The organism is Lysinibacillus sp. NPDC097279 (assembly GCF_044761745.1).
In the GTDB taxonomy this organism is placed as follows: Bacteria; Bacillota; Bacilli; order Bacillales_A; family Planococcaceae; genus Lysinibacillus.
The window spans coordinates 959,354-971,149 of sequence record NZ_JBIWDA010000001.1 but is presented as its reverse complement, the minus strand read 5'-3'; the positions used below and the strand labels follow the sequence as shown (position 1 = coordinate 971,149).

19 protein-coding genes are annotated in these 11,796 nt (G+C 31.4%); 7 read left to right on the top strand and 12 right to left on the bottom strand.

What is annotated here, in order from left to right; all coding sequences use genetic code 11:
- Window positions 1–107 precede the first annotated feature (107 nt).
- Window positions 108–812, top strand: a complete 705-nt coding sequence (locus ACIQ1H_RS04790) for a DUF421 domain-containing protein (protein WP_402886912.1) — start codon at window positions 108–110, stop codon at window positions 810–812.
- A gap of 221 nt (window positions 813–1,033) precedes the next feature.
- Here the strand turns inward: ACIQ1H_RS04790 and ACIQ1H_RS04785 are convergent, their stop codons facing one another.
- From ACIQ1H_RS04785 to ACIQ1H_RS04770, 4 genes are all read right to left on the bottom strand, one after another.
- Complete coding sequence (locus tag ACIQ1H_RS04785; protein ID WP_402886910.1) at window positions 1,034–1,600, bottom strand: hemoblobin-interacting domain-containing protein; 567 nt, start codon at window positions 1,598–1,600, stop codon at window positions 1,034–1,036.
- 270 nt (window positions 1,601–1,870) lie between these two features.
- Entirely contained in the window at window positions 1,871–2,089 is a 219-nt protein-coding gene (locus ACIQ1H_RS04780) for a lactate dehydrogenase (RefSeq protein WP_402886908.1), read from the bottom strand.
- 316 nt (window positions 2,090–2,405) lie between these two features.
- Window positions 2,406–2,942, bottom strand: a complete 537-nt coding sequence (locus ACIQ1H_RS04775; protein WP_402886906.1) for a GNAT family N-acetyltransferase — start codon at window positions 2,940–2,942, stop codon at window positions 2,406–2,408.
- 261 nt (window positions 2,943–3,203) lie between these two features.
- Complete coding sequence (locus ACIQ1H_RS04770; RefSeq protein WP_402886904.1) at window positions 3,204–3,641, bottom strand: VOC family protein; 438 nt, start codon at window positions 3,639–3,641, stop codon at window positions 3,204–3,206.
- Between the two features lie 381 nt (window positions 3,642–4,022).
- Here ACIQ1H_RS04770 and ACIQ1H_RS04765 point away from each other — a divergent pair, with 381 nt between their 5' ends.
- Both ACIQ1H_RS04765 and ACIQ1H_RS04760 read left to right on the top strand, forming a co-directional pair.
- On the top strand, window positions 4,023–4,211 hold the full coding sequence (locus ACIQ1H_RS04765) for a hypothetical protein (RefSeq protein ID WP_172771798.1): 189 nt from the start codon (window positions 4,023–4,025) through the stop codon (window positions 4,209–4,211).
- A 141-nt stretch (window positions 4,212–4,352) separates the two neighbouring features.
- Complete coding sequence (locus tag ACIQ1H_RS04760; protein WP_402886901.1) at window positions 4,353–4,526, top strand: hypothetical protein; 174 nt, start codon at window positions 4,353–4,355, stop codon at window positions 4,524–4,526.
- A 238-nt stretch (window positions 4,527–4,764) separates the two neighbouring features.
- On the opposite strand, the gene ACIQ1H_RS04755 is transcribed toward ACIQ1H_RS04760, so the two are convergent.
- Both ACIQ1H_RS04755 and ACIQ1H_RS04750 read right to left on the bottom strand, forming a co-directional pair.
- Window positions 4,765–5,130 carry a hypothetical protein gene (locus tag ACIQ1H_RS04755; protein ID WP_172771800.1) on the bottom strand — a complete coding sequence of 122 codons (366 nt, stop codon included), beginning with the start codon at window positions 5,128–5,130 and terminating at the stop codon, window positions 4,765–4,767.
- A gap of 205 nt (window positions 5,131–5,335) precedes the next feature.
- Window positions 5,336–5,620 carry a hypothetical protein gene (locus ACIQ1H_RS04750; protein WP_402886899.1) on the bottom strand — a complete coding sequence of 95 codons (285 nt, stop codon included), beginning with the start codon at window positions 5,618–5,620 and terminating at the stop codon, window positions 5,336–5,338.
- 176 nt (window positions 5,621–5,796) lie between these two features.
- Here ACIQ1H_RS04750 and ACIQ1H_RS04745 point away from each other — a divergent pair, with 176 nt between their 5' ends.
- Both ACIQ1H_RS04745 and ACIQ1H_RS04740 read left to right on the top strand, forming a co-directional pair.
- The gene (locus ACIQ1H_RS04745; protein WP_402886898.1) at window positions 5,797–5,976 is read left to right on the top strand and encodes a hypothetical protein; all 180 of its coding nucleotides are present in this window, start codon (window positions 5,797–5,799) and stop codon (window positions 5,974–5,976) included.
- A gap of 3 nt (window positions 5,977–5,979) precedes the next feature.
- Entirely contained in the window at window positions 5,980–6,297 is a 318-nt protein-coding gene (locus tag ACIQ1H_RS04740) for a GNAT family N-acetyltransferase (protein WP_402886896.1), read from the top strand.
- 450 nt (window positions 6,298–6,747) lie between these two features.
- On the opposite strand, the gene ACIQ1H_RS04735 is transcribed toward ACIQ1H_RS04740, so the two are convergent.
- The 3 genes from ACIQ1H_RS04735 to ACIQ1H_RS04725 all read right to left on the bottom strand — a co-directional run bounded on the left by ACIQ1H_RS04735 (window position 6,748) and on the right by ACIQ1H_RS04725 (window position 8,443).
- A complete protein-coding gene (locus ACIQ1H_RS04735) occupies window positions 6,748–7,761 on the bottom strand; it encodes a S66 family peptidase (RefSeq protein WP_402886894.1) in 1,014 nt (337 codons plus the stop codon).
- A 151-nt stretch (window positions 7,762–7,912) separates the two neighbouring features.
- On the bottom strand, window positions 7,913–8,101 hold the full coding sequence (locus tag ACIQ1H_RS04730) for a hypothetical protein (protein WP_402886892.1): 189 nt from the start codon (window positions 8,099–8,101) through the stop codon (window positions 7,913–7,915).
- Between the two features lie 12 nt (window positions 8,102–8,113).
- The gene (locus tag ACIQ1H_RS04725) at window positions 8,114–8,443 is read right to left on the bottom strand and encodes a YolC/YozM family protein (protein ID WP_402886890.1); all 330 of its coding nucleotides are present in this window, start codon (window positions 8,441–8,443) and stop codon (window positions 8,114–8,116) included.
- Between the two features lie 198 nt (window positions 8,444–8,641).
- On the opposite strand from ACIQ1H_RS04725, the gene ACIQ1H_RS04720 reads away from it, so the two are divergent.
- Together ACIQ1H_RS04720 and ACIQ1H_RS04715 are read left to right on the top strand one after the other, a co-directional pair.
- Complete coding sequence (locus ACIQ1H_RS04720) at window positions 8,642–9,172, top strand: GNAT family N-acetyltransferase (RefSeq protein ID WP_402886888.1); 531 nt, start codon at window positions 8,642–8,644, stop codon at window positions 9,170–9,172.
- A 291-nt stretch (window positions 9,173–9,463) separates the two neighbouring features.
- The gene (locus tag ACIQ1H_RS04715) at window positions 9,464–9,904 is read left to right on the top strand and encodes a DUF3888 domain-containing protein (RefSeq protein WP_402886886.1); all 441 of its coding nucleotides are present in this window, start codon (window positions 9,464–9,466) and stop codon (window positions 9,902–9,904) included.
- Between the two features lie 175 nt (window positions 9,905–10,079).
- Here ACIQ1H_RS04715 and ACIQ1H_RS04710 read toward each other — a convergent pair whose 3' ends face one another.
- The 3 genes from ACIQ1H_RS04710 to ACIQ1H_RS04700 all read right to left on the bottom strand — a co-directional run bounded on the left by ACIQ1H_RS04710 (window position 10,080) and on the right by ACIQ1H_RS04700 (window position 11,780).
- Window positions 10,080–10,238: a hypothetical protein gene (locus tag ACIQ1H_RS04710; RefSeq protein WP_402886884.1), complete on the bottom strand. Its 159-nt coding sequence runs from the start codon at window positions 10,236–10,238 to the stop codon at window positions 10,080–10,082.
- A gap of 187 nt (window positions 10,239–10,425) precedes the next feature.
- Window positions 10,426–10,983, bottom strand: a complete 558-nt coding sequence (locus tag ACIQ1H_RS04705) for a hypothetical protein (RefSeq protein ID WP_402886882.1) — start codon at window positions 10,981–10,983, stop codon at window positions 10,426–10,428.
- Between the two features lie 251 nt (window positions 10,984–11,234).
- A complete protein-coding gene (locus ACIQ1H_RS04700) occupies window positions 11,235–11,780 on the bottom strand; it encodes a hypothetical protein (RefSeq protein WP_402886880.1) in 546 nt (181 codons plus the stop codon).
- Window positions 11,781–11,796: the final 16 nt, after the last annotated feature.

Below are 11,796 nucleotides of genomic sequence, written 5' to 3'. Positions count from 1 at the left end.
TTAACTTTTCTCACATTTTTTTCAAACACCCATTACCGTGACAAACACATAATAATAGTGTAAAAGGAGATAATAAATCAAGATTTAATGCGAGGGGATGTTTCATTTTGGATTTCTTTCATGGGCAAGAATCTCTTACCGCTATACAATGGGTTCTAAGAGCGTTTGTTACTTTTTTCTTTTTACTTTTTGCGACAAAAATTATGGGGCGACGGTCAATGGCTCAGTTGGGGTTACTCGATTTTATAATGGCAATAACTCTTGGTAATATCATTGCTCATCCATTGTCTGATGAAGGATTAGGATTAAAAGGTTCCATGATTACCATATCGGTATTAATTATTTTATATTTACTCGGGGTTTTATTAAGTATGAAATGGATTCCATTTCGACATTTTATGGACCCACCTCCGATTCCTCTTATTAAAAACGGGAAAATTGTTTCCGCAAACTTAAGAAAGGCCAGGATTACTATTGATTTTCTTTTATCAGAGTTAAGAAAGGAAAAAATAGAAGATATTCAAAAAATAGCTCTCGCATTATGGGAACCAGATGGCTCTATTTCAAGTTTTATTTATCCCCCCCACCAAACTCCAACGCGTGCAGATTTAAAGATCGTAACTGAACCTTTTTCCCTTCCTTCGGTTCTCATTCAAGAAGGAAAAATTGATTACCATGAGTTAAATAAATCTAAGTTCACTGAGGATTGGCTAATAAATAATCTAACATCAACATATAACGTAAATATTAAAGATGTCATATTAGCGACAATCGACAAAAATGATAACTTGCAAGTTTTTCTGTATAAATAAAGGATTTACTTTGTTAATGAAGTGAATCCTAAAAGCAAAAAATCGATGACCTATTAGCTTAAATGCTGTCTTCAACTGAATGAGGGTGCATTAAGCTCATTCCCTTCTGCTTTTTGATAAAATTGCCATGATTCCTCTATGAAATGAGGATTTCAGTCTTTACTAACTCAATATGTAGTTGAACAAAAAGAAAAGAACGCCATAATGGACGTTCTCATTTTTTATTCAATAAAATTTATTATATATTGCCCTTTTGTCGAACCATCTTCAGACGTAATATCCAGCCATGATACATAGATATTTGATATCGTATCTGATTCTGTATAGTCGAAATTATCATCACCGATATTTTTTCTAAATACATAGCTTTGAGCTGAACCATTGTAGGATTCAATTGCTGCTTTAATTTCACCTACTTTTGCTGTCGATTTAACTGTTATAAATCCAATTGTGTTGTCCAGTTGTACAATATTTGTGTCTTTTGTTTTTATTCTTACTTCCGCTAATGGTTCAAGTACATTTTGATTTACAACAGCATCTTTATAACCAATAGCTTGAAACTTGAAAATTAACGAGCCTGAAGGCAATCCTTTAGGAAGTGTGACCTTTCCCGGACTCACCCATGATAAGTCATAATTTAAAGGATTAAATGTAACCCCACCGTCTGTACTGATTAAAATAGAATTTATTTTAGATTCCCAAGAAGTATTAGAAGAGAAGCTAATTTCGAGTATATTGTCCAAGTAGTTATTTGTAGTATCAGGTATTAAAATTGGTGCTTCTAACAAGCTATTCTCGTCTTATCCCTTCTATATATATAGGTTTTATAACGAGCCTTCACCGTACAGGCGACTTTCATCACATACGGCGATCCGTCAGTAATAATTTTTCTTATTTCCCCAAAAAAATTATAACTTTAGTCATAGGTTATTGTCACTATAATTAAATTTTTGTACATACTTATTTAGCTTGTTACAATTTCTTTCATCCAAGCATCCAACTGGTCGTTCTGCAACAGTAAGGGCTGTTCCAGACTATTTTAACTAAGCCACTACTCATTAATGTACGTCTTCTAAAATAAATGCATATTTTTCAATATTTTCATCTGACTCGATGGTAATTCCAAATAAAGTAGCGGCATCATTCGCATGTTCGATATTGGTAAGCTTAGTCATATTATCAAAAATATCAGCGTTCATTTTAATTTTATTAATATGCTTGCCCTGCAAATTAAGATAGTCCATTCCTTCTCGAATTTCCGTTAATAAAGTGTCCAATCATTTTCCTCCTTACACAGTTGTTAACCTCTAATTCATATCATGCCACTATCTATCAAAAAATATTGCAATACAATCAAAAAAACAGTAATACGTCCATCTATAACTACCTGTCAGGCTAGTACTAACCACTATATAATGACGAAGCTTCTTTACTAGTCAGCTCCACAATCTAGAATTTTATAATCAGCCTGTGCAGTAAAGAAATCATAAAAGCGAAAAAAGGACATGCTGTACTGGCATGCCCTTAAAAATTTCAATATTCATGAAGTGATGTCAGCCATAAAACATCTGTTCATGGCGTTATAAGTAAGGCTTAAAACTTTAAATACCAAAACACAGCCTTTTCGTTCGCATATTTTGAGTTGGCATAAAGCAAATTGTCGACTGAACCTATGGTGAATCCATTTTTAGAATAAAAACGACAAGCGAGCAAATTAACATCTTGTGTTTCAAGCGTAAAACCTTTCATTTCCTTTTCTAAAGCCCACACTTTTGCTCTTTTTAAGAGTGCAGTACCTATGCCATTTCCTATATGACTTTTTGAGATAATAAGTCTATCAATCGAAGCATACTGGGTAACACTTGTTGATAAAGTAATTTGCCCTAAACAAATATCTTCCAAATAGTATAAAAAAGCAATACAGTCTGGATTTCCAATGTACGCTTCAAAACCATATTCTTCTTGATATTTTGTTTCAAAGGATTTTTCATAAATTTCTTCTTGAAAGGACCAACATTCATTTTGATATGTTGGAATTAACTTGCCTATGACTTGAAATGTTTGGTTTTTATCATCATAATTACCTATATTTTCAATAGTCATTTCTACAATTTTTACTTTGCTTTGCATACGCTGCCCCTATCTTTAAGCAAACGTAGTTTATAGAGGTATGATACGTCTACTTAAAAAGTGTTACCTCAAATTTCATTTTTTTCTGTTTTATCATCGAACATTATTCCTTTCAATTGACATAACAATTTAAGTGCATGACTATAGAAATATATTATCAATATCTAAATCTCAATTAAAAAGTAATTTAAATAATAACCAATAATATATTTTTTATCAACGTTGGCAGCGATGTTATTTTCGAATTTTTCCTTTCCTTACTTATTGGATTTCCTCAGCCAACTCTAAAATAATTCCCTCTGGACCTCGAACGTAGCATAATTTATAGCTATCTTCATATTGCTGTATTTCACTAAAAATTTCCGTACCTTTCCCTTTTAGTTTAGCAACAATAGCTTCAATATTTTCAACTGTAAATGCAAGGTGTCGGATACCTAGTGTATTTGCAAAAGTTTGCTGAATATCTTTTTCATCTAATGGCGAATAAAATTTGATGAGTTCTATCCATGTTGGACCGTCTGGAGTTCCCAATCCTACACACCCAACTTTAGTGTCTTTAAGTCCAACTGCATATCCCATCAAATCTCCTTCCGCTTCCCATTCCCCTTTTACTTCAAGTCCTATATCGTGGAAAAATGCTTTAGCGGCAGAAAGATCGTTTACGACAATAGCCACATGATCTATCCTTTTGATTTTCAACTTTCATTCCTCCTCAGTTGTTTTTTCAATGTAATATATACAATTTCTAGTATTGTCAAAGCGATAAATAGTAAATCTATAATAGACTAACCATAACAAATAAAAAAAGTATCACCATAAAAATTTTTTTAGATGTTTTTGAAGTTTTTATTATGTTATTATTTACATAAATTACATATTAAAGTGCTTGAGAGGACTTAATTCGGTAAGTACAACTATTTCGCTTTCTACGGGGTATTTTCCTTTTTTACCTCCATTTGGCATTATGTTAAAAATGGAAAATGGATTTGTTAGAAAGAAAACCTATTGGTTGAGATTTTCTAATTAGCTGGAGTGTTATTATCGCTTATTATCAATCCCATTATTTGGAGGTGCGTTGTATTGACTAATAAGAATAGAACGATTCTTAGTTTAGTAAGTAGTTTAGCATTATTTACTTTAGGAGCATATAGAATCTTTACAAACAACTTAGAAGAAATGTCCATATTAGTAGCTTATATTTTCTTAATTGGCGGTTTTATCACAATTTTATCGAGTGTTGTCATGTTATCTAAGAAGAAACAAACTTAATGTTGCTTTTTTAATGTTACTAATCAAGTTATTAAATATGCTTCATTTGTAACTACCCGATTTATTTTTAAGTAAGTAGATATATTGCTTTCAATTTACCCTTTCTAACCATATAATTAACAAACTAAAAGGAGGGAAAGAATGAAACATAATCCTTTACATCAGTGGCAACAAGAACATAATAAGCGAATCAAAGATTTCCATAAAAAACACGCTTTAGAATTAGAAAATGGCGTAAATGGAGACGGGTTATTAGCTAGGTGGGAACGTTTTGTATACAGCAAAGGGAAAGCTTTTTTAAAAGCCGTCAAATAATGTTAACTAGCTGTCTTTTCTAAGGCAGCTCTTTTTAATGTGTAAGCCCAATATCTACTATTGATTTTACAGCCCACCTGCTCTTCGATTATCTGAAACTACATACATGCCATAAAAAGGCCTTTTTATCTCTAAATTGGCTATGAATGATGTAGATTGACATTCCATATCATTACTAAAAGCGTGTTGTTGTCGCAAAAAAGAAAAAGACACTCCTATAAGGAATGTCCCCCAATTTTTATCTATACATATCTAACTGATTTAACAAATATCTTTCTACTTCATTTATTGAAAGAACCACTTCTTTATGAAGTGTATCTTCTATACTATCTTCAGTAATAAATACTAAATATTTGTTTACATCTACAAAAAATTTCTCAAACTCTTTTAAAAATGCTTCAATTTTATGATCACCAGGTGTTACAGATAAGTAGATTGTTTTAAATAAATTAAAGTCACTATAGGCATTACTTAAAAAATAGATGGCCAGCGTTTTATCATTATTTACATTTGATTTTACAAAAGATAAGTTTTGCTTTAATTTATTCAAAGCATTTATAAGATTAGTAGTTTGTTTAAACATATTCGCTGTATTACTATACATCTAATATCCCCTCCAACTTTAATAATAAAAAGAAAACTATAAAAATGGAATATTTTTTTCAAACTTTTTCTCTTAAATTTTGCTTATTATATGCCTGAAAGAGTCTCCACACAGTAACAAGTACTTCTACATAACAGGTTTTATTCATTTTATACAAAAAAGCCCTTACAACGAGCTGTGAAGGACCTAAAAGAAATTTTTAAAATTACGAATGCTGTAGTACAAAGTTATATTTTTTGTTTATCTTGCCTGCAATGGTTTCTAGGAATAATTCAACCGTCATATTTTCCACTTCTCTTGTATACCATGCTAGTTTAGCACCGTAATTTTTCTTATTATAATTTACTTCTAATGGCCAAAAGTTTTTTGTAGCGTAAGTATAATCAAACTTAACAAAAAGTTCCTTCCCATCTGGACATTCCATAACAACATTATAAATAGGATTTTTTCTTTCCTTTTCAAACTTAACTTTTCTAATTTTGGTTAACAATAGTATCCCTCCATTTATGTACTAATTCGACAAGAAGAGCGGAACTCCTCTAAATTCAGACAAGTATATAATATTAGTCAACATTTACATATAACCAATGTAATTTTATCAACTTACAAAACTGTGTATGATATTATAAAATTAGTTATTTTTTAGGTAACTAAAGGAGAATGATAATGATTCATAAAAAAGGTAGAAGAGTTATTTTACGAACAGCTACAATGGAAGATTTAGAAGCAATTTATTATTGGAAATATGTAGATAAAGGACAAGCCGCGAAAAAATGGAATGGACCGTATATTCCCGAAAAACAAATGACCAAAACTGAGTTTTTAAAGGAATGGGCCAATGATTAACAATTGTTTGAAGGTGTTCCAAGTACATTAGTCATGGCAGTAAATGACCAATTTATCGGAGTTGTCGGTGCTTATTGGGTTGACAAAAATACGAATTGGCTTGAAACAGGGATTGTTACATATAATTCGGAATACTGGAATGGTGGTTACGGTTCAGAGGCTTATAGCATATGGATCGATTATCTTTTTGAAAAAACTACTCTTCATCGCCTAGGTATGTCTACTTGGTCTGGTAATGAAAGAATGATGCGAGTAGCTGAAAAATTGGGGATGCAATTAAAATGGGCATTTTACGTAGTGAGTGGGAATTACAAAAGGTGAATCACCATTAAAATATTAAAAGTTATTTATTTCACTTAACATACTTATTAACTAGACCTGCACTCCAATGGACATTATCTATTGGCGTACAGGTCACTATAAGTAGTTTCCACGACCACAACTCAATAATACTTCATATCCCCACTAGTCCTTATAAAGGCTACTATAAGTCTTTTACATAAAAATTTATGTTGCATTATTTCATACAGATTGCAGTGCTAGGATTTTTTTTTGACAATACCTACGAGAATAGTTTCTCTAAATTTAAGAGCCTCTTTATACTTTTTTATTTTTCAAAGGCAATTAACTATAAAACCTAATGGTATGCTGCATATAAATAATAGTGTTAAGCTAAATAGTTTAACTTCCTCCTGATTTGTTTCTTAGGGTCGCCACTATCCCAGGGTGACCCTTAAATAGTTTCTTTCCAAGTGGCTCCTTATAACATGGTTAAATAAAGTGTTGTAAAATAGTCCCTTTACCATTATACGTTTGCACTTCTGCAAATGCTCCGTTTATTAGTGTAATTTGGGGCGGTAAGTGACCACAATCAATGTCGTATATAATCGGCATTTCAAGCTCCTTCGAAAGCTCCCCATAGACATCCTCGACGGTATAATTTGCAACAGAGATTTCTGCATTACTTCTACCGAACATAATGCCTGAACAATTTGTAAACCATCCAGCTAATCTCATTTGAACAAGTGTCCTACGTAAATCGGTAGTAGATAACTCACAGTTCTCAAAAAACCAAATAATAGATTCACCTTTAATAAACGTCTTATTAAAGTTGTGTATATTACCAAATTCTGTTCCAATTAGATGCCTTATCGTATCAATACATCCTCCAAGTAAAGGCCCCTGTATTTTAGCACCCTTCTCTTGCGTTGTTTTCCAGTATGTTTTCTCTGTAAAATGAAAAACATATGGACTAGGTTTGTCAAAATCCCACTCCTTTTGATATTGATTTGAAGAATGTTGGAGGATTGATTCACCATTTTTTAAAGATAAAACCGACTGCCACATCGCTGTCGTGTTATCAACATATTCTCCTCTTAAATCTATTAAATTCGTTCCATGTGCCGTAGCTATACCTGTTTTTAACGTTATAGCCAATAATAAAAGACTAATATCTGAGTAGCCTAATACCCATTTAGTCGGGATAGTTTCAAAGTTAATAAATTCAAGTGTTTCAATAAGTAATTCACCACCCCATGGTGGAATAATAATTTGGATTTCATCATTAGAAATCATGTAATTAAACTCTTCAGCACGCTTTTTAGCTGAAGCAGACTTTGCTTTATCTTGAGTCCAAGCTGTTTCTCCACAAAAAACTTTATATCCTTCCTTTTCCAACCGAGTGCATGCACTTTTTAATAAGTCATGCAGTTCACTTGGTATCCCCGATGACGGTGCTGTAACACCAATTGTTGCCCCATCTTCTAAAAATGGATATTTAATCATTCGAATCCCCCTCGTTTGATAATCACTTTAGTTAATGTTATTGCTCTAATTAATCTTATGGATAATTCAAAGCTTTCTAAATGCATGCATTCTATTGAACAATTGCATCACCTAGCTATGTAATATCACCGAAAAGAAGATAAAATATGTTTTACTTACGATAAGCTCTTCTCTCTGCATATTCAACACATAAAAAGCACACTTTGATTTTTTGGCTTCTCTCATTTTTATAATTTCGTAAATCGGATGCTTCACGCTTACAAAAATAGCATACTTTGTTAGAAACTTTTGGTGTAGTATTTATAAAACTTTCTTTAATTTTTGCTAATATTGATTTCATTAGATCACCTCGTTATCTATTTCCATTTTCGTATAAATATACTTCAATACTATATTCTTTTAAACCATGGATAAATAGTTGTTGTTCAAAATATTTTTCTACATCTTCCTTGTATACATAATTGGAGACATTCAGACTTACAAGTAATAATTTATCTTTTTGATCTACCCCCATGCTATAAACCCCATATTTTTCATGTGCTGTTTCATAAATTTCTTCTTTATCAAAAAATCGCTCTACTTTTTGAGGAGAATCATCAACTGATTCAATTATTGTATCTTTAAAATAATTTACAGATAGAACTATTAGTAAAAGAATCATTATTGAAAAAGTTTTCTTCAATTTGTATCCTCCTGAAAATGATTTAACATAATTTTTTTGTTTTTCTCGGCTTTTTTTCTTCAAGTTGTTAATCAATTTATTATTCCTTTATTTTGTTACGCTTGGTATCATTAAACTATACAACTTTGAAGGGACTGAACTATGCGCAGATGGCAATATTTTTTATCTCATTGATTAAAAATATTGGAGGTATACGTGTTGATAAAAGAACTAAATACTCAAAGACTTCATTTAAGAAGAATGGACATTTCAGACTCACATAGCTTGTTTAAAATTTGGTCTGACCCTGATGTAACAAAATATATGAACATTACTAGCTTTACACATGAAGCGCAAGCAAAAGAAATGATTGAACTACTTGAAGAATTGGCCCAGGCAAATGAGGCAATTCGCTTTAGCATGATTGAAAGAAAATCCAACGAAATAATTGGAACATGTGGATTCAATTTTATAGATTTTGAAAATGGCAAGGCAGAAATTGGTTATGATCTGGCAAAAGCGTATTGGGGCATCGGGTTCGCTCCAAAGGCTATAAAGGCACTCCTAGATTACGCTTTCAACACTTTACAATTAAATAAAATTGAAGCAAAAGTGGAGCCTGCAAATGTAAATTCTATTAAAGTGTTACAAAAACTTAATTTCATGTTCGAAGGTCAACATCGACAATACGAAGAACCTAATGAGCGTTTCATCAATATTAATATGTATTCATTGTTAAAAATGGATTAATTTTAAACTTCGCCTATATCTGTAACATTGATATAGGCATTCTTTTTGTTTGAGATTATTCCCCCTACTGTTATTGTATTTAATGGTAATTATATCAAAAAATAAAATTAAAAGATGCAACCAAACGGCTTCCTCATCATTTAAATCAATATTTTTTCTGTTCATACTACTACCATGCAAATTTCTGGACTTTTGAAGACCACCAAGCTCAATTTTTGTTTTTCTAAAGAACTATCTGATACATAAAATTCCTTGCATCTACATATAACAAGGGCAAATGCTGAAAGGAATTTGTATAATGAGAAAAAAATAATCATCTCATTACTTTTAATATTTTGCTTCGTCATTAATTATGCATTTGCTCAATCCGATACAGAATATTTTCCACAAGATCAACCACCAAGTGTAATTGAATTAGCATTTCTGCGTGAATTAGGTCAATCCATTCTTGAAACAATGTCTTCATACGGAGATAATCAATTATTTACTTCTGAAAGAATCGAAAAAATTGAAAGAAATAGACAAAATGATTTTTATGATGTTACTTTAAGAGTTATTACTTTTGAAGGTGCACATAATCCTCCCTACAAACTAATTACCATAACTTTTCGAATACCTTCTAGTGAAGCTTCAACTATATATAAAGTGATTTCAAATAAAGCAGTAATATCGTATAAAGTAAAAAATATTACGCCAGAACAATTTGCGAAGTTATCTAAATTCACTAATTAACTTTGAGCACTAGCGGTTAATGAACTGATAAAGCCTTGCAAAGAATTATGATATGACAGCGTCTAATTAGATGCATTAAAATTGATGAGAAAAAGTAAAAAAATTTAGTTGTGCGGTTAAGAAGCCATTAACAGCACAAAACCCCAGTGTTATCTGGGGTTTTGTTCATTTTTATTTACTGTTTTTCACCTTGTTGTTCATTCTTTTCATTCGCATTTTTAACTTGTTCTTTTGTAAGATCATTATCTTCACGTACATCTAAATCATCAGGGCTTAAATCATTTCCAAATTCTTCTCGTTCTACAGCCTTTTTGGTTTGTTTATTCTTCGTCATAATAATCACCTCCAGTAATACACTTTCCTTTTTTAAAATATCTATACTTTCAACTTAAATATCAATACAAACATTTTCTTATCCAGTTCATTTTATTTTTAAAATAACTATGTAATTACTTCAATTTTGCACAAACCCATTTCTCGTAAATAAAAAAGCCACACCTTGAGATGTGGCTTGAAATTTTTTATGGTAAAACATACATAACAGTTACTGCTGCGCCAAAAGGAAGCGCCCCATCACCTGTTACAATTCTCACAGATAATAAGTCACACTTATTTACAGGATAACTAGCTGTTGCGGAACCACAACAGTTAGGAGTTTCTTCAGTATTTGGACCTGTTACAGTAGCAATAACACCTGTTGAAATCGGGTCCGTAAAACCACAGCTTCTACTAATTACTACTTCAGCTGTAACAGTATCTTCGGCTGTTAAAGTATTATCACGTACGTTTAGAACTATTCCTGTTATGATTGCATTTTCTGGTATAACAACCGTATTTCGTGGAAATAGAGCAGATGCGGTACCTAATCCTAAATATTGTCCATTCGCTATAGCTTCATCTGTAGCTAAATAAATTTCACACACCCTACCGTTATTTACTGGTGGCGGTGGAATTACCCCATTCATTTCTGGAATACATGGTGCCTTAAATCTAAAGAAACATTGATTTTTTTCACAACCACACATATTATTGTTTGCATGATGATGAGTCATCCCCTGATTACAACCTCTACATCCCATTAATAAAATCCCTCCTTGTTTTTACTACGATATTCAAGTAAGGACAATGGAAATAGACATATATACTATGTACCATTAGTTATTTTCATCAATACAAAAGACCACATACATATTGGCAATTTATGTTGCATTTTTAGAATACGTAAAATCTATATCTATAATAAAACGCCTTTTGCAATGACATCAGGCTGCTCGAAGTTATAGCCAGATGTCTAAAGGGCGTTTTATTTTTTATGATCTTCTCACTTGTATTAGGCTCTATGCAAATAAATATTATTAGCCATTTTTCTAACTCGTATATTATTTCCACCCATTTTCATTCTATTAAAATAGTCTGGACTTTCCTTCGAAATTATAATTCGTCCAAGCTCATCCTCATAAGTATTCCATCCAAATATTAAAAACGTTATATTAACATGTATTAAATTCGACTTAATATATAAATACCCAATCAAAAGAAACAATATTCCATTTGTAACCAATGTACTTTTTTCGTTTATATCGATTGCCAATAAAGGCACAATATATGTGACTAAATAACTTAATATTTCTTCATTTTTTCGTGTTACACGTTCACTTACGATTGTGCTATTCAATTCGCATTTATTTATATACCAAATAGGTAAAAATGAAATAATAAATAATACGATTAAAATTATATAAACTATAACAGTTACTTTATCTTCAAAAATTGAATGTATGTTAAATTTTTCATAGGGGTATAGTGATATTGCTACAATTAAATATAATGGCGAGTAGGACGATATGAATAAAAATAATTTAAAAAGATTTGTCAATTTTCTCCCACCCTTT

What these genes read in the sequence shown, in the direction of transcription:
- ACIQ1H_RS04775 (WP_402886906.1), bottom strand. Translation starts at nt 2,942, where the DNA reads ATGCAAAGCAAAGTAAAAATTGTAGAAATGACTATTGAAAATATAGGT.
- ACIQ1H_RS04760 (WP_402886901.1), top strand. Translation starts at nt 4,353, where the DNA reads ATGAAACATAATCCTTTACATCAGTGGCAACAAGAACATAATAAGCGA.
- ACIQ1H_RS04755 (WP_172771800.1), bottom strand. Translation starts at nt 5,130, where the DNA reads ATGTATAGTAATACAGCGAATATGTTTAAACAAACTACTAATCTTATA.
- ACIQ1H_RS04745 (WP_402886898.1), top strand. Translation starts at nt 5,797, where the DNA reads ATGATTCATAAAAAAGGTAGAAGAGTTATTTTACGAACAGCTACAATG.
- ACIQ1H_RS04735 (WP_402886894.1), bottom strand. Translation starts at nt 7,761, where the DNA reads ATGATTAAATATCCATTTTTAGAAGATGGGGCAACAATTGGTGTTACA.
- ACIQ1H_RS04730 (WP_402886892.1), bottom strand. Translation starts at nt 8,101, where the DNA reads ATGAAATCAATATTAGCAAAAATTAAAGAAAGTTTTATAAATACTACA.
- ACIQ1H_RS04710 (WP_402886884.1), bottom strand. Translation starts at nt 10,238, where the DNA reads ATGACGAAGAATAAACAAACCAAAAAGGCTGTAGAACGAGAAGAATTT.
- ACIQ1H_RS04705 (WP_402886882.1), bottom strand. Translation starts at nt 10,983, where the DNA reads ATGGGATGTAGAGGTTGTAATCAGGGGATGACTCATCATCATGCAAAC.